26 protein-coding genes and 2 tRNA genes are annotated in these 21558 nt (G+C 67.7%); 20 read left to right on the forward strand and 8 right to left on the reverse strand.

The window, feature by feature from the left end:
* Positions 1-142 precede the first annotated feature (142 nt).
* From rpmB to UAA55_RS29115, 9 genes are all read left to right on the forward strand, one after another.
* Positions 143-439: a 50S ribosomal protein L28 gene (rpmB, locus tag UAA55_RS29075; protein WP_040846783.1), complete on the forward strand. Its 297-nt coding sequence runs from the start codon at positions 143-145 to the stop codon at positions 437-439.
* Between the two features lie 145 nt (positions 440-584).
* Positions 585-1373 carry a queuosine precursor transporter gene (locus tag UAA55_RS29080; protein WP_322957209.1) on the forward strand — a complete coding sequence of 263 codons (789 nt, stop codon included), beginning with the start codon at positions 585-587 and terminating at the stop codon, positions 1371-1373.
* Between the two features lie 56 nt (positions 1374-1429).
* On the forward strand, positions 1430-2692 hold the full coding sequence (gene tgt / locus UAA55_RS29085) for a tRNA guanosine(34) transglycosylase Tgt (RefSeq protein ID WP_322957210.1): 1263 nt from the start codon (positions 1430-1432) through the stop codon (positions 2690-2692).
* A gap of 106 nt (positions 2693-2798) precedes the next feature.
* Positions 2799-4406 carry a lysine--tRNA ligase gene (locus UAA55_RS29090; protein WP_322957211.1) on the forward strand — a complete coding sequence of 536 codons (1608 nt, stop codon included), beginning with the start codon at positions 2799-2801 and terminating at the stop codon, positions 4404-4406.
* Positions 4407-4463: 57 nt separating this feature from the next.
* The gene (locus UAA55_RS29095; RefSeq protein ID WP_322957212.1) at positions 4464-4718 is read left to right on the forward strand and encodes a hypothetical protein; all 255 of its coding nucleotides are present in this window, start codon (positions 4464-4466) and stop codon (positions 4716-4718) included.
* Positions 4719-4721: 3 nt separating this feature from the next.
* Positions 4722-5021 carry a type II toxin-antitoxin system RelE/ParE family toxin gene (locus tag UAA55_RS29100; RefSeq protein WP_322957214.1) on the forward strand — a complete coding sequence of 100 codons (300 nt, stop codon included), beginning with the start codon at positions 4722-4724 and terminating at the stop codon, positions 5019-5021.
* Between the two features lie 34 nt (positions 5022-5055).
* Positions 5056-6090: a low-specificity L-threonine aldolase gene (gene ltaE / locus UAA55_RS29105; RefSeq protein ID WP_322957215.1), complete on the forward strand. Its 1035-nt coding sequence runs from the start codon at positions 5056-5058 to the stop codon at positions 6088-6090.
* A gap of 70 nt (positions 6091-6160) precedes the next feature.
* Positions 6161-6820 (forward strand): MarC family protein, encoded by a 660-nt coding sequence (locus tag UAA55_RS29110; protein WP_322957216.1) that lies wholly within the window; start codon positions 6161-6163, stop codon positions 6818-6820.
* 172 nt (positions 6821-6992) lie between these two features.
* Positions 6993-8696 (forward strand): acyl-CoA dehydrogenase family protein, encoded by a 1704-nt coding sequence (locus UAA55_RS29115; RefSeq protein WP_322957217.1) that lies wholly within the window; start codon positions 6993-6995, stop codon positions 8694-8696.
* Positions 8697-8774: 78 nt separating this feature from the next.
* On the opposite strand, the gene UAA55_RS29120 is transcribed toward UAA55_RS29115, so the two are convergent.
* Positions 8775-11063 (reverse strand): transglycosylase domain-containing protein, encoded by a 2289-nt coding sequence (locus tag UAA55_RS29120; protein WP_322957218.1) that lies wholly within the window; start codon positions 11061-11063, stop codon positions 8775-8777.
* 383 nt (positions 11064-11446) lie between these two features.
* A complete protein-coding gene (gene pspF / locus UAA55_RS29125) occupies positions 11447-12541 on the reverse strand; it encodes a phage shock protein operon transcriptional activator (RefSeq protein ID WP_322957220.1) in 1095 nt (364 codons plus the stop codon).
* A 246-nt stretch (positions 12542-12787) separates the two neighbouring features.
* On the opposite strand from pspF, the gene UAA55_RS29130 reads away from it, so the two are divergent.
* The 7 genes from UAA55_RS29130 (at position 12788) to UAA55_RS29160 (ending at position 16004) form a co-directional block, all read left to right on the forward strand.
* Positions 12788-12958, forward strand: a complete 171-nt coding sequence (locus UAA55_RS29130) for a hypothetical protein (RefSeq protein ID WP_157999463.1) — start codon at positions 12788-12790, stop codon at positions 12956-12958.
* Between the two features lie 14 nt (positions 12959-12972).
* Positions 12973-13644 (forward strand): phage shock protein PspA, encoded by a 672-nt coding sequence (gene pspA, locus UAA55_RS29135; RefSeq protein ID WP_322957223.1) that lies wholly within the window; start codon positions 12973-12975, stop codon positions 13642-13644.
* A 7-nt stretch (positions 13645-13651) separates the two neighbouring features.
* Positions 13652-13882 carry an envelope stress response membrane protein PspB gene (gene pspB / locus UAA55_RS29140; RefSeq protein WP_040845458.1) on the forward strand — a complete coding sequence of 77 codons (231 nt, stop codon included), beginning with the start codon at positions 13652-13654 and terminating at the stop codon, positions 13880-13882.
* Positions 13879-14415, forward strand: coding sequence for an envelope stress response membrane protein PspC (gene pspC, locus UAA55_RS29145; RefSeq protein ID WP_322957224.1), 537 nt, complete (start codon positions 13879-13881; stop codon positions 14413-14415). The genes pspB and pspC overlap by 4 nt, the downstream gene beginning before the upstream one ends.
* Before the next feature lie 222 nt (positions 14416-14637).
* Positions 14638-14874, forward strand: a complete 237-nt coding sequence (locus tag UAA55_RS29150; protein WP_138918615.1) for a hypothetical protein — start codon at positions 14638-14640, stop codon at positions 14872-14874.
* A gap of 14 nt (positions 14875-14888) precedes the next feature.
* Complete coding sequence (locus UAA55_RS29155) at positions 14889-15104, forward strand: hypothetical protein (RefSeq protein WP_040845461.1); 216 nt, start codon at positions 14889-14891, stop codon at positions 15102-15104.
* A gap of 108 nt (positions 15105-15212) precedes the next feature.
* Complete coding sequence (locus UAA55_RS29160; RefSeq protein WP_322957225.1) at positions 15213-16004, forward strand: substrate-binding periplasmic protein; 792 nt, start codon at positions 15213-15215, stop codon at positions 16002-16004.
* 127 nt (positions 16005-16131) lie between these two features.
* Here the strand turns inward: UAA55_RS29160 and UAA55_RS29165 are convergent, their stop codons facing one another.
* Together UAA55_RS29165 and UAA55_RS29170 are read right to left on the reverse strand one after the other, a co-directional pair.
* On the reverse strand, positions 16132-16797 hold the full coding sequence (locus UAA55_RS29165; RefSeq protein WP_322957227.1) for a 3-oxoacid CoA-transferase subunit B: 666 nt from the start codon (positions 16795-16797) through the stop codon (positions 16132-16134).
* Between the two features lie 12 nt (positions 16798-16809).
* A complete protein-coding gene (locus UAA55_RS29170) occupies positions 16810-17514 on the reverse strand; it encodes a CoA transferase subunit A (RefSeq protein WP_322957229.1) in 705 nt (234 codons plus the stop codon).
* A gap of 266 nt (positions 17515-17780) precedes the next feature.
* On the opposite strand from UAA55_RS29170, the gene UAA55_RS29175 reads away from it, so the two are divergent.
* Both UAA55_RS29175 and UAA55_RS29180 read left to right on the forward strand, forming a co-directional pair.
* On the forward strand, positions 17781-18419 hold the full coding sequence (locus UAA55_RS29175; protein WP_322957230.1) for a MarC family protein: 639 nt from the start codon (positions 17781-17783) through the stop codon (positions 18417-18419).
* A 9-nt stretch (positions 18420-18428) separates the two neighbouring features.
* Positions 18429-18599: a hypothetical protein gene (locus UAA55_RS29180; protein ID WP_322957232.1), complete on the forward strand. Its 171-nt coding sequence runs from the start codon at positions 18429-18431 to the stop codon at positions 18597-18599.
* Here the strand turns inward: UAA55_RS29180 and UAA55_RS29185 are convergent, their stop codons facing one another.
* Genes UAA55_RS29185 through UAA55_RS29200 form a run of 4 tightly spaced genes read right to left on the reverse strand, consistent with a single transcriptional unit; the run spans position 18600 to position 20889 of the window.
* Positions 18600-19043: a gamma-butyrobetaine hydroxylase family protein gene (locus tag UAA55_RS29185; RefSeq protein WP_322957233.1), complete on the reverse strand. Its 444-nt coding sequence runs from the start codon at positions 19041-19043 to the stop codon at positions 18600-18602.
* A gap of 11 nt (positions 19044-19054) precedes the next feature.
* The gene (locus UAA55_RS29190; RefSeq protein WP_040845462.1) at positions 19055-19240 is read right to left on the reverse strand and encodes a Trm112 family protein; all 186 of its coding nucleotides are present in this window, start codon (positions 19238-19240) and stop codon (positions 19055-19057) included.
* Between the two features lie 25 nt (positions 19241-19265).
* Complete coding sequence (locus tag UAA55_RS29195) at positions 19266-19931, reverse strand: LON peptidase substrate-binding domain-containing protein (protein ID WP_322957234.1); 666 nt, start codon at positions 19929-19931, stop codon at positions 19266-19268.
* A 25-nt stretch (positions 19932-19956) separates the two neighbouring features.
* Positions 19957-20889, reverse strand: a complete 933-nt coding sequence (locus tag UAA55_RS29200) for a thioredoxin family protein (protein WP_088870617.1) — start codon at positions 20887-20889, stop codon at positions 19957-19959.
* 308 nt (positions 20890-21197) lie between these two features.
* Between UAA55_RS29200 and UAA55_RS29205 the strand changes: the two genes are divergently transcribed.
* A tRNA-Gly gene (locus UAA55_RS29205) sits at positions 21198-21272 on the forward strand.
* Positions 21273-21371: 99 nt separating this feature from the next.
* A tRNA-Gly gene (locus UAA55_RS29210) sits at positions 21372-21446 on the forward strand.
* Positions 21447-21558: the final 112 nt, after the last annotated feature.

Here is a 21558-nt window from a genome sequence, read left to right on the forward strand (position 1 = left end):
ATGGCAGGGATGCCGGCGACTGGCCCCTGGTTTTTCCAGGGGCGCCCTTGACTCTCCGCCGCCCCTTCGGTTATATCGCCGCTTCCCTCCGGAGCGGTGTGCGCCGGGGTCGTCATTCTTGTTATTCCGTGAAGGTGCTCCAATGGCCCGCAAGTGCGATGTGACCGGCAAAGGTCTGCAGTTCGGCAACAACGTTAGCCATGCCAACAACAAGACTCGTCGGCGTTTCCTGCCCAACCTCCAGGAGACCTCGCTGCTGAGCGACGCGCTGGGCACCATGGTCCGTCTGCGCCTGTCCACCAAGGGCATCCGCACGATCGAGCACAAGGGCGGCCTGGACAGCGCCCTGCTGGACATGAAGGACAGCGAGCTGTCGCTGGATGCGCGCCGCGTGAAGCGCCGCATCGCCAAGGTCCTGGCCAACAAGGCCGCCGCCTAAGCATCGCACGCCTTCCGGGAATGGGGCGGCCCCATCGGGTGCCGCCCCGATCCTTGTGAGTGAATGCTGTCTGACGGGCCCGCCTGCGGCCCATGAGCATTCCGGCGTGACGATCGCCTTGCCTGCGGGCTGGGGCCTCACACCCATGACGCTCTCGCCCGCCGCTCTCGTCGATTTTCTGAACGGCTTGCCGCCAGCAGCACTGCTGGTGGGCCAGATGCTGTTCTGTTTCAGCGCCATCCTGGCGCTCGCCCGGCTGTTCGGACAGTCCGGCCTTTATATCTACATCATCGTCGCCATCATCGGTGCCAACGTCGAGGTGTTGAAGGCGGTCCAATTCCCCTTCTACGAACACCCCGTGGCCATGGGCACGATCCTGTTCAGTTCCACCTACCTCGCCACCGACATCCTGACCGAGCATTACGGGCGGGAGGCGGCGCGGCGCGGCATCTATCTCAGCTTCGCGGGCTATCTGCTGTTCACGCTGATGATGCTGATCACCCTGGGTTTCCGCCCCATGAATGCCGAACAGGCGGGCGAGGACATGGCCTGGGCGCTGTCGACCCAGGACCATCTGGCGGCCCTGTTCCTGCCGGCGCCGGCCCTGTTCCTGTCCGGCATGGCCTCATACCTGGCCAGCCAGCTGTGCGACGTCTGGATCTATCAGAAGATCCGGGGCGCGACGGGGCAGAGGCATCTGTGGCTGCGCAACAACGGCTCCACCATGGTGTCGGCGCTGATCGACAACACCGTCTTCAGCCTGCTGGCCTGGCGCGTCTTCGCCGAGACGCCGGTGGACTGGCACGCCCTGGTGTTCACCTACATCCTGGGCACCTATCTGATGCGGGTGGCCGCCAGCCTGCTGGACACCCCCTTCATGTACCTGTCGCGCCGCGCGCTGAAACCGCACCTGCCGGCCAAGGCGACCGCCTGACCGGCCCTTCATCCCTTTTGTTTCCCTTCATCCCTTTTGTTTCAGAGTCCGTCCCCATGTCCGATCTGCCGACCTCCTACCCCGGGTTCTCGTTCGAGATCACCCACAAGGCCCCCGACAGCCGGGCGCGCCTGGGCCGGCTGACCACGCCGCACGGCACCATCTCCACACCCAATTTCATCTTCTGCGGCACCAAGGCGTCGATCAAAGGCGTCACGCCGGCGCAGATGCGGGCGGAGAAGACGGACATCATCCTGTCCAACACCTATCACCTGATGATCCAGCCCGGTGCGGACATCGTCGCCAAGATGGGCGGCCTGCACCGCTTCATGGGCTGGGACGGCCCCATGCTGACCGATTCGGGTGGCTTCCAGATTTTCTCCATGGGCCACGGCTCGGTGGCGGATGAGATCAAGGGCCGCCGCACCCAGACGCGCGACACCACCCTGCTGAAGATCACCGAGAAGGGGGCGACCTTCCGCAGCTACATGAACGGCGAGAAGCTGTTCCTGTCCCCTGAGCTGTCCATCGACATCCAGCGCAAGCTGGGCGCCGACCTGATCGTGCAGTTCGACGAATGCACGCCCTTCCATGTCGACCGGGCCTATACCGCCAAGTCCATGGCGCTGAGCCACCGCTGGGGCGACCGGTCCTTGAAGGAATTCGCGAAGGGCGGGGGCATGAGCTACAACGGCCTGCCCCAGGCCCTCTACGGCATCATCCAGGGCGGGGTGTATGAGGACCTGCGCAAGGAAAGCGCGACATACACCAAGGACCGTCCCTTCTTCGGCACCGCCGTGGGCGGCAGCCTGGGCGCCAACACCGCGCAGATGGATGAGGTGGTGGCCATGACCATGCCCCACACCCATCCCGACCGGCCGGTGCACCTGCTGGGCATCGGTGGCATCCGCGACATCTTCGCCGGCGTGGTCCAGGGCATCGACACCTTCGACTGCGTCAGCCCCACCCGCATCGCCCGTCACGGCTGGGCCCTGGCCCCCAAGGCGAAGGGGGAGCGGCTGAACATGCGCAATTCCCGCTTCCGCGAGGATCCGCTGCCCATCGACCCGGCCTGCGACTGCTACGCCTGCAGCAACTTCAGCCGCGCCTACATCCACCACCTGCTGAAGGCGGGTGAGCTGCTGGCCATGCAGCTGCTGTCCATCCACAACGTCGCCACCATGAACCGCCTGCTGCGCGACGTGCGCGAGGCCATCGCCACCGGCACCCTGCCCGAGGCGCGCCGGCGCTGGGTGTACGATCCCCAGGAGCAAGAAAATGGCGAAGGGGAACCGGCAGCGCAGAGCGGGGCCGCCTAGACCCCGGATTGACCGTATTCCTGGCAGCGCCTAGGGTGCCGAGCCCGACTCGGCACTGGGGTGGAGCCGGGCGTTTTCCACATCCGAATTGACGTGAGTGACCGCGATGGCGACGGAACAGGAACTGGCACGCGAGGCGAAGGCTTGGCCGTTTGAGGAGGCGCGCAAGCTGGTCGCGCGCTACGGCGACAAGGCCCCGCCCAAAGGCTACGTCCTGTTCGAGACCGGCTACGGCCCCTCGGGCCTGCCGCACATCGGCACCTTTGGCGAGGTGGCCCGCACCACCATGGTGCGCCAGGCCTTCCAGCGGCTGGCGCCGGGCGTGCCCACCCGCCTGTTCGCCTTCTCCGACGACATGGATGGCCTGCGCAAGGTCCCGGACAACATCCCCAACCGCGAGATGGTGGCCGAGCATTTGGGCAAGCCGCTGACCAAGGTGCCGGATCCCTTCGGCACGCATGAGAGCTTCGGCCACCACAACAACGCCCGCCTGCGCGCCTTCCTGGACAGCTACGGCTTCGAGTACGAATTCCAGAGCAGCACCGACTGGTACACCTCGGGCCGGTTCGATCACGCCCTGCTGGCCGTGCTGCGCCACTATGACGAGATCATGGGCGTGATGCTGCCGACCCTGGGCGAGGAACGCCGGGCGACCTACAGCCCCTTCCTGCCCATCAGCCCCAGCACCAGCCGCGTGCTGCAGGTTCCGATGCTGGAGATCAACCCGGATGCCGGCACCGTGGTGTTCGAGGATGAGGACGGCAAGAAAGTCGAGACCCCCGTCACCGGCGGCCATGTGAAGCTGCAGTGGAAGCCCGACTGGGGCATGCGCTGGTTCGCGCTGGGCGTCGATTATGAGATGGCGGGCAAGGACCTGATCCCCTCCGTCGAGCTGGCCAGCAAGATCTGCCGCATCCTGGGCGCCCAGCCGCCAGAGGGCTTCAATTACGAGCTGTTCCTGGACGACAAGGGCCAGAAGATCAGCAAGTCCAAGGGCAACGGCCTGACGATGGAGGAGTGGCTGCGCTACGCCCCGCCGGAAAGCCTGGCGCTCTATATGTTTCAGAAGCCGCGGGCGGCCAAGAAGCTGTTCTTCGATGTCATCCCGCGCGCCGTCGACGACTATCTGACCTTCGTCGACAAGCTGAAGAGCGAGGAACCGGCCAAGGCGCTGGAGAACCCGGCCTGGCACATCCACAACGGCCAGGTGCCGGCGTGGGCCACCGCTGCGGACCAGCTGAAAACCAACCTGTCCTTCGGCATCCTGCTGAATCTGGCCGGTGCCGCGAACGCCGAGAACGCGGACGTGATGTGGGGCTTCATCAGCCGCTACGCCCCGGCCGCCACGCCCGCCAACAGCCCCTTCCTGGACCGGCTGGTCGGCTACGCCGTCGCCTATTATCAGGACCGGGTGAAGCCCACCAAGGTCTACCGCGCCCCCACCGATGTGGAGCGGGCGGCCCTGGAGGAACTGCGGGCGGCCCTGGCGAACTGGCCGGCCGACCAGCTGACCAATGCCGAGGCCCTGCAGAACGAGGTCTATGAGATCGGCAAGCGCCATCCCTTCCCCGAGCTGCGCGCCTGGTTCCTGACCCTCTACGAGGTGCTGCTGGGCCAGAGCACCGGCCCCCGCATGGGCAGCTTCATCGCCCTCTACGGTGTCGCCGAGACCAAGGCCCTGATCGACCAGGCGCTGGGCGACGGCATCAAGTAAGAAGCCTGTCATGGGCGGGAATGGACAAAAGCCGTTCCCGCCCGCATATAATTCGGCATGACCCAGCGCATCGACATCCAGGACAGCACCGCCGAACGGTTGGCCCGCCTGCAGGCGCTAACCGGCCAGGACATTGATACGGTCCTCGACGCCGCCTTGACCGCCCGGCTGGAGCAGCTGGAGATGGAAGCGTTGCGGGCCGCCGTGCAGGAAGGCGTCCGCCAAGCGGATGCAGGTCTTTTCTCCACTCGCAGCGTGGAAGAGATCATTGCCCGTGGCATTGCCCGGGCACGCCAATCCCGACCCAGCTGATCCATGCCCTTCCGCCTCACTGAATTGGCGGAAGCCGACCTCGAGTCCATCGCGGCATATACCGCCGATCAGTGGGGCGAAACCCAGGCGCTGACCTACACCGGGCACCTGACGAACGCGTTTCGCAAATTGGGCGACAATCCCTTATCGCCCGGTAGCCGGAAGCGGGACGAGTTGGCCGAGGGTTGTCGCATTCTGGCGGTCGAAAAACATCTAATCGTCTATCGGCACCAAGCTGGCCTCACTGAGATACTTCGCATTCTGCATCAGCGCATGGATCTGCTCCTGCAGCGCCTGTTTTGACGCGCTGACCTGGCCTTCAAAGGAACGTCTCGCCATGATCCGCTACGACTTCCGCAGCGACACCGTCACCCGTCCCTCGCCCGCCATGCGGCAGGCCATGGCGGATGCTGAGGTGGGCGACGATGTGTTCGGTGACGATCCGACGGTGAAGCGATTGGAGGAGACGGCGGCGGCGATGCTGGGCAAGGCGGCGGGCCTGTTCCTGCCGTCGGGCACGCAGTCCAACCTGGCGGCGCTGATGGCCCATTGCGGCCGGGGCGATGAGTACATCGTGGGCCAGATGGCCCATTGCTACCGCTGGGAAGCGGGTGGGGCCGCCGTGCTGGGCAGCATCCAGCCCCAACCCATCGCCCACCAGCCGGACGGCACCCTGGCCCTGGCCGACATCCAGGCCGCCATCAAGCCGGATGACCCGCACTTCGCCCGCACCCGCCTGCTGGCGCTGGAAAACACGCTGGGCGGCCGCGCCCTGCCCCTGTCCTATATGAGGGACGCGGTCGGCCTGGCCCGCCGCCACGGCCTGGCCATCCACCTGGACGGTGCCCGCGTGTTCAACGCCGCGACGGCCCTGGGCGTGCCGGCGGCCGAGGTGGCGACCGGCTTCGACACCGTGTCCGTCTGCCTGTCCAAGGGCCTGGGCGCGCCGGTGGGCAGCGTGCTGGTGGGCGAGGCCGACCTGATCACGCGCGCCCAGCGTATCCGCAAGATGCTGGGCGGCGGCTTGCGCCAGGTGGGCATCCTGGCCGCCGCCGGCCTGTACGCCCTGGAGCACAACGTGGACCGCCTAGCCGACGACCATGCCAACGCCCGCCGCCTGGCCGAGGGCCTTTCGGCCTTCCCCGCCCTGACCGTCACCCCACCGGATACCAATATCCTGTTCGTGGCCGTGGCGTCCGACGTGGCCGACGCCTTCAATGCCCACCTGAAGGCCCACGGCGTCGCCGTCACCGGCACCTACGGCATGCAGCGCTGGGTCACCCACCTGGATGTGGATGCGGCGGCCGTGGACGTGGCGCTGGACATCGTGGCGGCGTTTTTTCCGTTAGGGAACCGCACGCTGAGCGGTTGAAGCGCCGCCACCGCCAACGCTACTCTGCCCCGAACCCGCGACTGGGCGCGGGCATGGTGCGGGGGTGGCCTTGGATTTTTCATCGTTCGTGGCGTCGTGGCAGGAATACAGCAAGTTCGTCATCGCGCTGTTCGCCATTCTGACCCCTTTCGCCGCCATCCCCATTTTCCTCGGGCTGACCGAGGGCCGCAGCCAGCGGGAACGCAACATCATCGCCCGCCAGGCGGTGCTGACCGTGGCCACCGTCCTGATCGTCTCGGCCCTGGTGGGCGACCTGGTGCTGCGGCTGCTGGGCACCAGCCTGGACAGCTTCCGCGTGGGCGGCGGCCTGGTGCTGCTGCTGATCGCCCTGTCCATGCTGAACGCCAACGTTTCCGCCATGAAGCAGACGGAGGGCGAGGCCAGCGAGGCGGAGGGGCGCAGCGCCATCGGCGTGGTGCCGCTGGGCCTGCCCCTGCTGGCCGGCCCCGGCGCCATCACCGCCGTCATCATCCAGATGCAGAAGGGCCACGGCCCCATCCACGGCGGCCTGATCATCAGCTGCATCGTCTTTGTCTGCCTGTTGCTGTGGGGGTCCCTGCGCCTGGCCGGCCCCATCGGCAACCGCCTGGGCCAGATCGGGCTGAACATCATGAGCCGCCTGTTCGGCCTGCTGCTGGCCTCGGTCGCGGTGGAAACCATCGCCGCCGGCCTGCGCAACCTGTTCCCCGGCCTGGCCGGCGGCGGCTGACTTCCCCTCATCGCCGCCATGGCGCACACTACCGAGAGAATGCCGGTCCTAGGCCACGCCTCGGGCCTAGGTCCCGACCGGGGCCGCCGGAGCCTTTCGGGGAACGGAGTGGACTGAAAGGCGAGGAAGCCAAGCCCGCGGACGCGGGCGCCCGGCATTTGAGGGAGCAAACATGATCGAGCCGGATGAGGTTCCCCCCACCGCCCGGGGCACCAACCTGTACATCGCCGACATCAACCTGCAGCACCTGCTGGAACGCCGCGCGCCGCAGGAATTGGCGGCGCATGAGGACAGGCTGGCCGATTTCGGCGCCTGGGCCGGCGGCCCGCTGGACGAGCAGGCGGAATACACTGACCGCCACGCCAATCCACAGCACGTGCCCCAGCCTTACGGTCCCAATGGTCCTCAACCCGGCCACATCGTCTTCAACCCCCGCTATGTGGAATGCCACGCCGAGGCCTATGCCCGGGGTGCTGTCGGCCTGCCCTATCAGAAGGGTGCATCGGGCCGGCATCTCGCCTGCTTCACCATGGGCTATCTGCTGAGCCAGGCGGACGTGTCCATCCATTGCCCCGTCACCATGACGGGGGCGGTGGCCCACGTGCTGCACACCTTGGCGCCCAAGGAAGTACGCGAGCGCTTCCTGCCCCAGCTGACGCGCATGGACGGCCAGGCCCTGTCCGGCGGCACCTGGGCGACGGAGCTGCACGGCGGGTCCGACGTGGGCGCCACCACCACGCGCGCGGTGAAGGCGGATGAAGCCTGGGCCCTGCACGGCCTGAAATGGTTCACCAGCAATGCCGGGTCCGGCCTTGCCCTGGCCACCGCCCGGCCGGATGATGCCCCGGCCGGAGGCAAGGGCCTGAGCTGCTACCTGGTGCCCAGCCACCTGGAGGATGGCCGGCCCAACGCCTACAGCGTCCGCCGCCTGAAGGAAAAGGTGGGCACGCGCGGCCTGGCCACGGCGGAGTTGGACCTCAATGGCGCCACCGCTTTCGAGGTGGCGGGACCGGGCGAGGGGCTGAAGGTCATGATGGCCGCCCTGGAGTACAGCCGCATCCACAACGCCGTCGCCTCCGCCGGCCTGTTGCGCCGCGCCTTCGTCGAATCGCTGGGATGGTCGGCGCACCGCGCCGCCTTCGGCCAGACCGTGATCCATTACCCCATGGTGCAGGACCAGCTGCTGGACATGCAGATGGAGCTGGAGGCGGCGGTGGCGCTGTCCTTCGAGTCCGTGTTCGCCTTCGACGCCCTGGCGACGGGGGATAGCGATCCCGAACAGGGCGGCGATTGGCTGCGCCTGGTGACGGCGCTGGCCAAGTACCGCACCGCCGACCAGGCGGTGAAGGCCTGCCGCACGGCTGTCGAGATGGTGGGCGGCAACGGCTATACCGAGGAATTCCCCACCGCGCGGCTTTACCGCGATTGCCTGGTGACCGCCGTGTGGGAGGGGCCGGCCAACATCCAGGCGCTGGAGCTGCTGCGCCTGGTGGCGGGCAAGCGGCCCGGCGACCAGATCTTCCTCGGCCGCGTGGGGGCCGCCCTGTCCGACCTGCCCCCGCAGGCGGGCGATACCGCCGAGTTGCTGGAAGGCGCCCTGGAGGAATGCCGGGCCGCCCTGTCCCACCTGCGCCGCAACCCCGACCAGGCGCCCCGCCACGGCCGGCGCCTGCTGGACCTGTTGTCCGACACCCTGGCCACGGCCCTGTTGTGCGAGGAGGCGGTGGCCGACCTGAAGCTGGGCGACAGCCGCAAGATGCTGGTGGCCAACCGCTTCGCCGCCCGCGTGCTGGCCCACCACAACCCCATCGCCACGGAGATGGAGCCGGCCCTGGCCGCGTTCGAGGACGTGATCCTGTATCAGCCGGTGGGGTGATCACCATCAATCCCTGAGACTGGAAAGCGAGGATAGCCAAGGCGCGGATGCGCCGCCGGCACCCTGAGGCCCCCGAAACTACTGCTCTTTCTTCAGCTTGTTCAGCAGGTCGCCGATGGGGTCGGGCTTGTTGGACGGGGTCTGGTCGGGGACGTCCTTGTCGTCGTCCTGGTCCTCTTCCTTCTGCACCGCCTCTGGCTTGACCTGACCGGTGGTGTCGACCGTTGGGACACCGGGGGCTGGCGTGGCGGCGGCGGTGGGGGCCCCGTCCAGGGGCACGGTCTCCACCGTGGGCAGGGGCGGCACGGCCGGGCCGTCGGGGGCCTGGTCCTGCACGGCGGCCGGCTGCAGCGGGATCAAGTCGCGCACGGGCAGGCCTTGCTCCAGGTCGGTCATGATGGCCTTCCACAGCTTGGCCGGCAGGGTGCCGCCGGTGATGCGCTTCATCTCATCGCCGTCGTCGTTGCCCAGCCAAACGCCAGTGACGTAGTCGGCGGTGAAGCCCATGAACCAGGCGTCGCGATAGTCCTGGGTGGTGCCGGTCTTGCCGGCGATGGGGCGGTCGCCCAGCTGGGCCGACTTGCCGGTGCCCACCTGCACCACGCCCATCATCATGCGCACCAGGTTGGCATCCTCCGCCGCGGCGATGGCGTAGCCGGCGCCACTGCCCTTGCGCTGGTACAGCACGCTGTCGTCGGCGTCGCGGATTTCGGTGATACCGTAGGGGAAGACGGCGCGGCCGCCATTGGCGATGGCGGTGTAGGCGCCCGTCAGCTCCAGGGGCGTCACCTCGCTGGTGCCCAGGGCCAGCGACAGGTCCCGGCGCAGCGGTGCCGTGATGCCCAGGCGGCGGGCGGCGGCGATGGCGCGGTCGATGCCCACGCTTTCCAGCAGGCGGATGGTGGCGGTGTTGACCGAGTGGGCCAGCGCCGTGCGCAGCGGAATCTCACCCATATAGCCGGGCTCGTAGTTCTTCGGCTCCCACTTGCCGCGCTTGTAGGGGGCGTCCAGGATCAAATCGTCCGGCGTGCGTCCCGCCTCCAGCGCCGCCAGGTAGACGAAGGGCTTGAAGGAGGAACCGGGCTGGCGCAGGGCCTGGGTGGCGCGGTTGAACTGGCTTTCGTCGTAATCGCGGCCGCCTACCATGGCCTTCACCGCCCCGTCGGGCGCCATGATGACCACGGCGGCCTGGTGGACGTTGGCGGCGGCGCCGGGGCCGTTCAGGATTTCCGCCACATGCGCCGTCGCCGCCCGCTGCATCTTGGCGTCATAAGTGGTGTGCACCACCAGATCGCCGTGATTGGGGCCGATGAAGGCGTTGACCTGGTCGGCCACCCAGGCGGCGAAGTAGCGGCCGTCGCCCTCGACCGCCGGGTTGGCGCGCGGCTGGGCCGGCTGGTTCACCACCGCCTTGGCCTGTTCCACCGTGATGTAGCCGGCATCCACCATGGTGGCCAGCACCACGGCCATGCGCTGTTCGGTGCGTTCGTTGTTGGCGCTGGGCGAGTATTTGGAAGGCGCCTTCAGCAGGCCGGCGATGATCGCCGCCTCCCGCAGGTTCACCTCCGTCGCCGGCTTGTCGAAATAGGTGCGCGCCGCCGCGTCCACGCCGTAGGTGCCGGCGCCCAGGTATACCCGGTTCAGGTAGGCGCCCAGGATCTGGTCCTTGGTGTAGCGGTGCTCCAGCATCAGGGCCAGCATGGCCTCCTGCACCTTGCGCCGCATGGTCTTGGCCGGCGACAGGAACAGGTTGCGCGCCAGCTGCTGGGTGATGGTGGAGGCGCCCTGGCGCATGTGGCCGGTACGGTAATCGGTCCAGGCGGCACGGGCGATGCCGATCGGATCGACACCGAAATGACTGTAGAAGCGCCGGTCCTCCACCGCCAGGACGGCGTGGACCAGATCCGGCGAAATCTCAGACACCTCCAGCGTCTCGCCACGCATGTCGCCGAAGCGCGCCAGCTTGCTGCCGTCGGCCGCCAGCACGGTGACGGCGGGGCGGCGCTGGAACTGCGCCACTTGGCTGATCTCCGGCAGGTCGTAGGCGAAATAGGCGACGCCCCCCGCGAAGACCATCACGCCCCAGATGCCCAGCACCACCAGCGCCCGCGCCCACCATGGCATGCGCGGGCCACCGGAGCGGCGCTTGGGCGCCGGGCGCCGGCCGGGCGGCGGACGACGGCGCGGCGGCTGTCCGCCACCGCTGTTTCCACCACCGGCACCGTGGTCCCCCTCGTCCGGGCGCGGACGGGGCGTCACACGGGGCGTGGCGGCCTTGGCCGGGGCGGCGGGCTTGCGGCGCGGCGCCGGCTGGCTGCCCACGGGACGGAAGGCGCGCAGCGAGGTGTCGGTATCGTCAGGGCTCAAGGCGGCGGCTCAACTAGGGCGTCCCTTTGGGAGCGCCGGTCATCGGGGAAAGGCAGGCGGTGACAGGCCCTATCTAGGGGATGGGTGACCCTGCGGAAAGCGCCGGCTGGTCAACCCTGACCCCTTTTCCCTTCGCCATCCCCAGGCGCCCTGACCGTCCGACATTGCGGGCGGCCCCATCGGCCCCGATCCAGCGGTAGAGGGCAAAAAGGGCGTTTTCAGGGCGGCGTTTGGTCGCATGTTTTCGTGCCCCCTCAGGCGCCGGCCGGCCGCATCCTCGGCCTTGGCTTGTCCTCGTTTTGCAGTCCGCCTGCGGCTCCCCGCAAAACTCCGGCGGACACGGTCGCGTCCTAGTGAAAGATACACGCAAAAATGGCGCCGACTCACTCCGCAGCGCTGCGGCGGTCCAGCAGCTCATATTTACGCAGGTAGCCACGGAACTGGTGGTAGTTCAGGCCCAGGTCGGCGGCAGCGCGTTTCTGGTGGAACTGGTTGCGCTCCAGCGCCGCGCGCAGCAGCGCCTTTTCAAAATCCGCCACCTGCTCCAGGAAGTTGCAGGGACCACTCGGCGCCGTCGTTGCGGGGCCGGGCGCGGTGGGGCCCAGCGTGGTGGAGGAGGCGGGTGCCGCCTCGGCCTCCGCTTCCTCCGCCGGCACCGGGCCGGCGCGCCGGTCCCCGGGCATGGCCACGGGACGGAAGGGGGAGTCGAAAGGGTCGAAGATGACCTCGTCGATGGGCCGCTCCGCCCCCTGGGCGCGATAGACCGCCCGCTCCACCACGTTCTTCAGTTCGCGGATGTTGCCGGGCCAGGGATAGGCCAGCAGTTGGCTCATGGCCTTGGGCGCGAAGCCGGGAAAGAAAGGCCGCCCCAGTTCGCGCGCCATGGCGATGCCGAAATGGTCGACCAGCATGGGGATGTCGTCGGCCCGCGCCCGCAAGGGGGGGATGGTCACCACGTCGAAGGACAGGCGGTCCAGCAGGTCGGCGCGGAACTTTCCGGCCGATGCCATGCGGGGCAGATCGGCGTTGGTGGCGCCCACCACGCGCACGTCCACCGACACCGTCTGGGTGCCGCCCACGCGCTCGAACTCGCCATACTCGATGACGCGCAGGATCTTCTCCTGCACCGAGGCGGAGCTGGTGGCGATCTCATCCAGGAACAGGGTGCCGCCATCGGCCAGTTCGAATCGGCCGACATGGCGCTTGGCCGCGCCGGTGAAGGCGCCCTGCTCATGCCCGAACAGCTCCGTCTCCAGCAGCGTCTCGGACAAGGCGGCGCAGTTCAGCTTGATGAAGGGCTTGTCCCAGCGGGACGACAGATAGTGCAGGCGAGCGGCCACCAGTTCCTTGCCCGTGCCGCGCTCACCGATCACCAGCGTGGGACGGTTCAGCGGCGCCGCCCGCGACACATGCTCCATCAGTTGCAGGAAGGACGCGGCCTGGCCGACCAGGGACGGCGGGGTAGCGGAGGAGGCCATGGGTGATTCGCTCGCGGGGCGGAAACTACCGCGTAAGGGGGCGTTCTGGCCGATCATGGCACCGGTTGGCGAAATTCGCCACATAATCGTGGATTTGGATAAGTCGCCCGGCTTCGCCTAGAGTGCCGTTTAGTGTGTTTTGTTTATTTTCAATATCTTACGCTCACCAGATACAATTGGCACGCCCCTTGCTGATGTAGGGACACACGATCGAATGCAAGGAACTCATCGAAGGGGAATGCAGCGATGACCGACCACACGATCCACGACAAGGCCGGCGATGCCGGCTTCTTCGCCAGCCGGGCCCAGAGCCAACTGGCCATGTTGGCGGACGATTTCCGCGCCGTGCCGGCTGAAGCTTGGATCATCCTTGCGGTCGCCACCGTGTTGAGCAACCTTTTCATCGCCCTTGCCTGAAGGAGACCTGACTCATGGGCATCTTTTCGCGCCTCAGCGACATCATCAATTCCAACCTGAACGCCATCCTGGATCGCGCCGAGGAGCCGGAGAAGATCATCCGTCTGGTCATCCAGGAAATGGAAGACACGCTGGTCGAGGTTCGTTCCTCCGCGGTGAAGACCGTGGCGGAGAAGAAGGAGATCGAGCGCCGCCTGGTCGAACTCCGCCGTGAGGCCGACGAATGGCAGCGCAAGGCCGAGCTGGCCCTGTCCAAGGACCGCGAGGACCTGGCCAAGGGCGCCCTGATGGCCCGCGCCAAGATCGCCGAAGCCGCCGACAGCCTGACGACCGACCTGGGCCGCCTGGACGAGGCCCTGGCGAAGACCAACGATGACATCGGCCAGCTGCAGGCCAAGCTGCAGGACGCCAAGACGCGGGAACGCGCCATCATCGCCCGCCAGAAGACCGCCACGGCGCGTCTGAAGGTCAAGACCCAGCTTCACGACGACCGCATCACGGACGCCTTCTCCCGCTTCGACCAGATCGAACGGAACCTGGACGTCCTGGAAGGCAAGGCGGAAGTCCTGGACATGGGACGCAAGCGCAGCCTGGCGGACGAGATCGCCGAGCTGGAGAACAACGACAAGGTCGAATCCGAGCTGCAGGCCCTGAAGGCCAAGCTGGCGACCAAGAACCAGGGGTAATCTGTCCATGGACCTGGACGCACTTGTCGCCGTACCCATCATCTTCATGGTCATCGTGGCGCCGGTGTGGATCATCGCCCACTATGTGACCAAGTGGCGGGTCGCCAAGACACTGTCGGTCGATGACGAGCGCATGCTGTCGGACCTGTGGCACAGCGCCACTGAAATGGACAGCCGCATCCAGCAGCTGGAGAAGATCCTGGATGCGGAGGCCCCGGGCTGGAGGGCACGGCAATGACTGGTAGAGGCTCTAACCCGCCGCCCTTCCCCGGGCGGCGGCCCCCCGGTGGGACCTCCGGTGGCGGCTCGGGCGGGTATGGCGGCGGCAGCCGCTGGACCAACCCCGCCGCCGGTGCCCAGGGCGGCACTTACGGGAGCGGCGGCACCTTCGGCAGCCCCAACCCCCACCGCCTGTATCGCAACCCCCGCGCCGGCAAGGTGGCCGGTGTCTGCGCCGGCGTCGCCGACTACTTCAGCGTCGACGCCTGGCTGGTGCGGCTGGGCATGGTCCTGGGCCTGGTGTTCTTCTTCCCGGCCACGATCATCGCCTACCTCGTGCTGGCCGTCGTGCTGAAGCCGCAGCCCCAAGGGCTGTATGGCAGCAACGAGGAAGAGGTGTTCTGGCGGTCGGTCACCACCCGCCCCGACCAGACCCTGGCCGGCCTACGCGCCAAGTTCCGCGACCTGGATCGCGAGATCGGCGCCATGGAGACCGCCGTCGCCTCTCGCGAGTTCGACCTGCGGCGGCAGTTCAAGGACCTGGAGAAGTAGGTCTCCAGGCGTGCACGGGGGAATGCGGGGGAAGGACCCTTCGGTCCCCTTCCCCGGCGGCGGCCACCCCGGCCGTTTATTGCGGCGGCCCATCCCAATGGTTGCCAGGGCCTGTCACCAGGCACAAAATAATCTAAGATTGCGTGGCCTGACGGGACCGGCCCGGTCCCGTCGATGCCCCAGATTTACCCGTCACACGACCCTTAGCAGGTGGCCTTCCCCATGTCGCCGATACTCGTCCCCCTCTTGGCGCTGTGCATTCCCATCGTGGCCATCGTCTTGCGGGCGATGCAGAAGCTGCAGGATATCGAGGCCATGGCCCAGGCGCGCCGCGGCCAGCAGGACCAGCGCTTCCGCTGCTATGATGATCTGGAGCGCCGCGTGACCCAGATGGAGCGGCACGTCACCAGCCCCGAATTCGACCTCAACCGCAAGCTGAGCCAACTGGCCCAGCGCTGATAGGACGAAGCCCCATGTCCCCCCTGCTGATCCCCCTCGCCGCCCTGATGATCCCCATCGTGGCCCTGGTGACCCGCTACATGATCCGCGCGCGCGAGCTGCAGGCCCAGGGCCTGTCGGATCACGCCGCCGGCGACCTGCTGGCCCGCGCCGACCGTCTGGAACAGCGGGTGCAGCAGCTGGAACGCCTGCTGGACGCCGAGTCCCCCGGCTGGCGCGCCCGCGCCTGACCCTATTCCCCTATCCCTTCGCCCCGCCACGGCACGCTTGAACGGCATCGCGGCGGGGCCTTAGATGGGAAGACCGTCGTCTTCCCCGTGATAGGACACCCAGCGCCCGTGCCACGATCCACCCTTGCCGGGGCTGTTTTCCTGATCACGGCCCTGGCGGCCGGCGCGGCGGCGTTGTTTGCCGGTGAGGCTGGCGCCCAGCCCCCCGCCCTGGTCTTTGGCATCCTGGAGACGGAGCAGCCGCCGCTGGTGGACCTGCGGGACGGCGAGGTGGCGGGCGGCCTGATCAAGGCCATCGGCGACGAGATCGCGCGGCGCACCGGCTTCAGGCCGCTCTACCGCCTGGTACCGCGCAACCGCCTTGAGACCGACTTGGCCGACGGCCCGATCGACCTGGCCTGCGGCTACAGCCCCGATTGGCTGCCCAAGGTGGCCGCCGCCCGCTTCTCAACCCCCATCCTGGTCAGCCACAGCGTGCTGGTCGTCCGCCGGGCCGACAGCGAGCGCTTGCGCACCCTGGGCGACCTGGCCGGGCGGCCCATCGGCGCCATCCTGGGTTTCCGTTACCCGCGCGAGGTGGAGGCGGCCTTCATCGACGGCACCTGGCAGCGGGAGGACGCGCCGTCCGCGGAAAGCAATTTCCTGAAGCTGCGCAACCGGCGGGTGGACGCCATCCTGACCACCGACCTGGAGGCCGACTACCGCCAGACGGTGGACAAGACCTGGGCCCAGGCGCTGACCGTCCTGCCCCAGACGGTGGGCGATCATGAGGAACGCTGCGCCAACGCCCCCCGGTCGCCCCTGCCGATGGAAACGCTGGATGCCGCCATCGAAGCCATGCGGGCCGACGGCACGCTGATGCGCCTGCGCCTGGCCGCCACCGGGCGGGCGGCGAGCTGAGTTTTTCCAGCCCTCAAACGCCGGGCGCCGGCGTCCGCCGGCTGGGCCCCCGGCTGGGCCCATAGAATAACAAACGGGCCGCCCCAGGGGGACGGCCCGCCGATACATCAGGTGAGGTTCTCCGGACTCAAAGGCCGGGCCCCACCTTGAACTCCGCCTCGGTCTTCTGGCGGATCTCGTCCACCGTCACGCCGGGGGCGACCTCGGCCAGGGTCAGGCCGGTGCCGCCTTCCTTGTCGACCTGGAAGACGCCCAGGTCGGTGATGATCATGTCGACGACCTTGGTGCCGGTCAGCGGCAGGGTGCAGGCCTTCAGGATCTTGGGCTCCAGCGCGCCGGTCTTCTTGTCGACGGCGCAGTGTTCCATGACCACGACCACCTTCTTGACGCCGGCCACCAGGTCCATGGCGCCGCCCATGCCCTTGACCATCTTGCCCGGGATCATCCAGTTGGCGAGATCGCCGTTGGCCGCCACCTGCATGGCGCCCAGCACGGACAGGTCGATGTGGCCGCCGCGGATCATGGCGAAGCTGTCGGCGGAGCTGAAGAAGCTGCTGTGCGGCAGTTCGGTGATGGTCTGCTTGCCGGCGTTGATCAGGTCCGGGTCCTCCTCTCCCTCAAAGGGGAAGGGGCCCATGCCCAGCATGCCGTTCTCGCTCTGCAGCGTGACGTGCACGCCGTCGGGGATGTAGTTGGCCACCAGCGTCGGGATGCCGATGCCCAGGTTGACGTAGAAACCGTCGCGCAGCTCCTTGGCGGCGCGGGCGGCGATGTCCTCACGGGTCCATGCCATAGGTCAGCTCCTTCACGCGCGCGGACGGGTGGTGCGCTGCTCGATGCGCTTTTCGAACTTGGCGCCCTTGATGATGCGCTGGACGAAGATGCCGGGGGTGTGGATGTGGTCGGGGTCGAAGCTGCCCGGTTCCACCAGTTCCTCGACCTCCGCCACCGTGACCTTGCCGGCCGTGGCCATCATCGGGTTGAAGTTCCGCGCCGTCTTGCGATAGACGAGGTTGCCTTGCGTGTCGCCCTTCCAGGCCTTGACGATGGACAGGTCGGCGACGATGCCGCGCTCCATCACATAGGTCTCGCCGTCGAACTCGCGCAGCTCCTTGCCCTCGGCCACCAGCGTGCCCACGCCCGTCTTGGTGAAAAAGGCGGGGATGCCGGCGCCGCCGGCGCGGATGCGCTCGGCCAGGGTGCCCTGCGGGTTGAATTCCAGCTCAAGCTCCCCGGACAGGTACTGCTGGGCGAACAGCTTGTTCTCACCCACGTAGCTGCTGATCATCTTCTTGATCTGCTTGGTTTCCAACAGCACGCCCAGGCCGAAGCCATCGACACCGGCGTTGTTGGAGACGACCGTGAGCCCGGTCACGCCCGAGAGGCGGATGGCCTCGATCAGGTTTTCCGGGATGCCGCACAGGCCGAAGCCGCCGGCCATGACGGTGATGTCGTTGCGCAACAGCCCGGCCAGGGCGGTTACGGCGTCGGGGTAGACCTTCTTGCTCATCGTGTCTCCGGACGGCCCCCTAAGATGTTTGGATTTCCGGTGCCTGCCCCTCTCCCGGGCCGAATGCACCGCAGCATTGCTTACGGCCCCCGCGGGGGTTAAGTCAACTTGAGCCACCATTCAACTTCGACAGCCCTGCCCCCTGCCAGCCGCCGCTTGCAGCAGGCGCCCCAACGCGCTAGACCCTGAGGGGTCTGCCGGGACGCCCGCGACCCCCGGGTCCTGCCTCCCACGGCCTACCTCTTTTTTCCTCAGGCCCGTTCCCCGTGCTGGACCTCATCCTCACCACCGCCATCGCCCTGTTCGTCACCATCGACCCTATCGGGCTGGGGCCCATGTTCGTCGGCCTGACGGTGGGCATGGACCAGCGCTACCGCCGGCGCATGGCCATCAAGGGCACGGTCATCGCGGCCCTGATCCTGTTCTTCTTCGCCTTCGCCGGCGACCTGCTGTTGCGGGCGCTGGGCATCGGCTTCGCCGCCTTCCGCATCGCCGGCGGCGTGCTGCTGATGCTGGTGGCCATTGACATGGTGTTCGCCCGCGAAAGCGGCGTACGCACCGCCACGGCGGACGAACGGGAGGAGGCGCGCCACCGCGCCGACATCTCCGTCTTCCCCCTGGCCATTCCGCTGATCAGCGGCCCCGGCACCATGACCACCATCGTGCTGTTCATGGGCCGCGCCCACGGCGACCTGGCCAAGCAGGCCGTCGTGCTGGGCGTCCTGGTCGGCATCCTGGCCCTGACCCTGTTCGTGCTGATTTTCGCCACCAAGGTCAGCCGCATCCTGGGCCGTACCGGCATCACCGTGCTGAACCGCGTGCTGGGCATCCTGCTGTCCGCCCTGGCCTGTCAGTTCGTGATCGACGGGATCTTGGCCAGCGGGCTGATCCCGGGGAAAGGCTGAGGTGCTGGGATGGAGCAAAAGCCCGTTAGCCCTGAGCGGCTGGTCAAACCAGAGACGCGCTTGCGCCTTGGGGACGCGTTGGCCGCGTTGAGCCAGAAGACGGGTCTTCGCAATGAAGACCTCACCGTTCTTGATGCCGTGCGTGACACGGCGCCCGCCAAGCCGTTGACGTTCGACTGATCAGCCGCAACCGCCGCCACCCGAACCACAGCTGGGGCCATGGCGGTGGGGGGCGGTGTCGCGGTCGAGGCCCTGGGCCGCCAGCTCGGACAGATAGCGGGCCCAGCGCTCGTCGTATTCCAGGCCCAGCTCGTACAAGTACTTCCAGGAGAAGATGCCGGTGTCGTGGCCGTCGTCGAAGATCAGGCGGACGGCGTAGTTGCCGATGGGCTCCAGTTCCGCCACCGCGACGGCGCGCTTGCCCGGCACCGTCTGCTTCTGATCGGGGCTGTGGCCCTGCACCTCGGCCGACGGGCTTTCCACCCGCAGGTATTCGGCCGGCAGGGTGGCGCGGGCACCGTTGTCGAAGGTGATGACCAGTTCACGCTCCACCCGCTTGTAGCGGATCTCGGTCGGCCAGTGCTGGGTGCCGTGGGCGTCAGTGGCGAAGGTTTCCTGGGTCATGATCGTCAGCCTCAGTCGTCGAGAGACCGGGCCTCGTCCACCAGCATGATGGGGATGCCGTCGCGGATGGGATAGGCCAGGCGCGCCTGCTGGCTGACCAGTTCCTGGCGCTGGGCGTCGTAGCTGAGCGGCCCCTTGGTCAGGGGGCAGACCAGGATCTCCAGCAGCTTGGGGTCGACCTTGGCGGTATCGGACATGGGGAAGGGTCCCTGAATAAGGAGATCAGTGGCGCGCGGCGTCGCCGTCCGCCGATTCATGCACCGCCATCTGCACCAACGCCAGCAGCATCGACGCGCGACCGATGAAATCCGGCGCCTCCAGCAGGGCCTGCTTCTCGGCCGGGGTGAAGGGGCACAGCATGGCGATGGTGGCGACCAGCTGCTCATCCGGCGCCGTCTCCAGCGCCTGCCAGTTCACCGTCAGCGATCGCCGGGTGAAATAGGGCTTCAGCGCCGCCATCAGGCCGGCGCGGTCAAAGCCGCCATCGGCCGGGGCGACGAAGTCGCCGGCGAAGGGCGACCAGTCGGCCACGACGCGGCGGTAGCCCCGCATGGTCGACACCTCTTCCCGGATGCGGAAGCGGCAGAGGCCGGACAGGGTGATGAGGTAACGGCCGTCGTCGGTCTCGGCGAAGGCGGTCAGCCGACCGCAGCAGCCGACACCGGCCAGCGGCGGCTCCACGCCGGTGTCCGCCTCCGCCCCCGGTTCCATCGGCTGGATCATGCCGATCAATCGGTCGCCGGCCAAGCTGTCCTGCACCATGGCCAGGTAGCGTGGCTCGAAAACGTTCAGCGGCAGGCGGGCCCGGGGCAGCAGCAGCACCCCCGTCAGGGGAAAGACGGGGATGCTGGCCGGCAGCTGCTCGAAGGTGGGGGCGAAGGGGCTCATCACACCGTTACGGTAGCGAAATCATTTAGGCGAACAGGATGGAAGAGAGCTTGCGCCGCCCCGCGATGGCCAGCGGGTGCTTGAAGCCCAAGGCTTCGAAGAACTTCACCAGCTGCTTGCGGGCCGCCTGCTCGTTCCATTCGCGGTCGCGCTTCACGATGTCCAGCAGGTGGTCCACCGCCGCTTCCTGCTGGCCCCCGGCATAGAGGGCCAGGGCCAAGTCATAGCGGGCCTGGTGGTTGTCGGCGTCGGCCGCCACGGCCCGCTCCAGGTCGCCCACCGGGCCCATGTCCGCCGCCTGGCGGGCCAGATCCATCTGGGTGCGCAGGGCCACGATCTCCGGCGCCTTGGCCAGGGCCGCCGGCGCCTGGTCCAGCATCTCCTGCGCGGTGTCCGCCTGGTCGGCGGCCAGCAGGCAGCGGATCAGGCCGGCGTAGGCCGCGGCGTTCTCCGGTTCCTCGCCCAGCACCTCGTTATAGAGGGCGGCGGCCGTCTGGGCGTCGCCCGACTCCAGCAGCTGGCCCGCCTCTTCCAACACGGCGGCGATGTCGGCGGCGCCGGGCACGCCACCCGCCGCCTGCACCAGGCGGTCGATGAACTGCTTCACCTGGCTTTCCGGCAGGGCGCCGGTGAAGCCGTCCACGGGCCGGCCCTGGAAGAAGGCATAGACGGCGGGGATGGACTGGATGCGCAGCTGGCCGGCGATGGCCGGGTTCTGGTCGGTGTCGATCTTGACCAGCTTCACCGCACCCTTGGCGGCCAGCACGGCCTTTTCGATGATGGGGCCCAGGGTCTTGCAGGGGCCGCACCATGGCGCCCAGAAGTCCACGATCACCGGCACCTCGCGCGAGGCTTCGATGACGTCAGCCATGAAGGTGCGGTCGCTGCCGTCCTTGATCAGGTCGGACTTGTCCACCGGGGCGTTGCCACCAGGGGCGGCGTTGGTCGGAAACTGCATGGCCTCGTATCCCTTCTCAGCCGCGGGAGCCGCCGCCCACGAGCCGCCGCCCACCTGGGCACGGCATGGGGGCCCCCGCGCATAGGTCCCTGAAATGAGCCCGCCGGGCCGCCGCCGCAAGGGGCGTGCGCGCCCCACGCGCCGTCTGGGCGGGTGACCGGTCCCTTATAGCCGCCCCCGCGCGGGAAAAAAGACGCCCGATTTTTCCCTGAAAAAAGCGCTTGCATTCGATCCGCACCTGCATATTATCCGCGCTCACCGCCGGGGGGCACCGATCGCAAGGTCGGCGCCAGACGTCGGGATGGAGTGCGGGCGTAGCTCAGGGGTAGAGCACAACCTTGCCAAGGTTGGGGTCGAGGGTTCGAATCCCTTCGCCCGCTCCAGTCTTCCTCAGGGAAGAACAAGCGAGAAAAGGCCGGGCCGGCTGGTTCGGCCTTTCGCTTTTAGGTGAGCCTTCGATGTGAGGGCGGAGAGTTGGATACGCGGGCGTAGCTCAGGGGTAGAGCACAACCTTGCCAAGGTTGGGGTCGAGGGTTCGAATCCCTTCGCCCGCTCCAGTCTCTCCAACGAAGGTATCCCAAACGCGAAAGCATCCAAGGCGCCCACCCGGGCGCCTTTCGCGTTTCCGGCGGCGCCAATGATGAAAGCCATTGGAACGGGGCGCCCTCT

Origin of the sequence: Nitrospirillum guanabarense (assembly GCF_034653355.1) — a bacterium.
Taxonomy (GTDB): Bacteria; Pseudomonadota; Alphaproteobacteria; order Azospirillales; family Azospirillaceae; genus Nitrospirillum.

Coding starts and splice junctions, on each gene's coding strand:
- rpmB (WP_040846783.1), top strand. CDS start 143: ATGGCCCGCAAGTGCGATGTGACCGGCAAAGGTCTGCAGTTCGGCAAC.
- UAA55_RS29080 (WP_322957209.1), top strand. CDS start 585: ATGACGCTCTCGCCCGCCGCTCTCGTCGATTTTCTGAACGGCTTGCCG.
- tgt (WP_322957210.1), top strand. CDS start 1,430: ATGTCCGATCTGCCGACCTCCTACCCCGGGTTCTCGTTCGAGATCACC.
- UAA55_RS29090 (WP_322957211.1), top strand. CDS start 2,799: ATGGCGACGGAACAGGAACTGGCACGCGAGGCGAAGGCTTGGCCGTTT.
- UAA55_RS29095 (WP_322957212.1), top strand. CDS start 4,464: ATGACCCAGCGCATCGACATCCAGGACAGCACCGCCGAACGGTTGGCC.
- UAA55_RS29100 (WP_322957214.1), top strand. CDS start 4,722: ATGCCCTTCCGCCTCACTGAATTGGCGGAAGCCGACCTCGAGTCCATC.
- ltaE (WP_322957215.1), top strand. CDS start 5,056: ATGATCCGCTACGACTTCCGCAGCGACACCGTCACCCGTCCCTCGCCC.
- UAA55_RS29115 (WP_322957217.1), top strand. CDS start 6,993: ATGATCGAGCCGGATGAGGTTCCCCCCACCGCCCGGGGCACCAACCTG.
- pspF (WP_322957220.1), bottom strand. CDS start 12,541: ATGGCCTCCTCCGCTACCCCGCCGTCCCTGGTCGGCCAGGCCGCGTCC.
- UAA55_RS29130 (WP_157999463.1), top strand. CDS start 12,788: ATGACCGACCACACGATCCACGACAAGGCCGGCGATGCCGGCTTCTTC.
- pspA (WP_322957223.1), top strand. CDS start 12,973: ATGGGCATCTTTTCGCGCCTCAGCGACATCATCAATTCCAACCTGAAC.
- pspB (WP_040845458.1), top strand. CDS start 13,652: ATGGACCTGGACGCACTTGTCGCCGTACCCATCATCTTCATGGTCATC.
- pspC (WP_322957224.1), top strand. CDS start 13,879: ATGACTGGTAGAGGCTCTAACCCGCCGCCCTTCCCCGGGCGGCGGCCC.
- UAA55_RS29150 (WP_138918615.1), top strand. CDS start 14,638: ATGTCGCCGATACTCGTCCCCCTCTTGGCGCTGTGCATTCCCATCGTG.
- UAA55_RS29155 (WP_040845461.1), top strand. CDS start 14,889: ATGTCCCCCCTGCTGATCCCCCTCGCCGCCCTGATGATCCCCATCGTG.
- UAA55_RS29165 (WP_322957227.1), bottom strand. CDS start 16,797: ATGGCATGGACCCGTGAGGACATCGCCGCCCGCGCCGCCAAGGAGCTG.
- UAA55_RS29170 (WP_322957229.1), bottom strand. CDS start 17,514: ATGAGCAAGAAGGTCTACCCCGACGCCGTAACCGCCCTGGCCGGGCTG.
- UAA55_RS29180 (WP_322957232.1), top strand. CDS start 18,429: ATGGAGCAAAAGCCCGTTAGCCCTGAGCGGCTGGTCAAACCAGAGACG.
- UAA55_RS29185 (WP_322957233.1), bottom strand. CDS start 19,043: ATGACCCAGGAAACCTTCGCCACTGACGCCCACGGCACCCAGCACTGG.
- UAA55_RS29190 (WP_040845462.1), bottom strand. CDS start 19,240: ATGTCCGATACCGCCAAGGTCGACCCCAAGCTGCTGGAGATCCTGGTC.
- UAA55_RS29195 (WP_322957234.1), bottom strand. CDS start 19,931: ATGAGCCCCTTCGCCCCCACCTTCGAGCAGCTGCCGGCCAGCATCCCC.
- UAA55_RS29200 (WP_088870617.1), bottom strand. CDS start 20,889: ATGCAGTTTCCGACCAACGCCGCCCCTGGTGGCAACGCCCCGGTGGAC.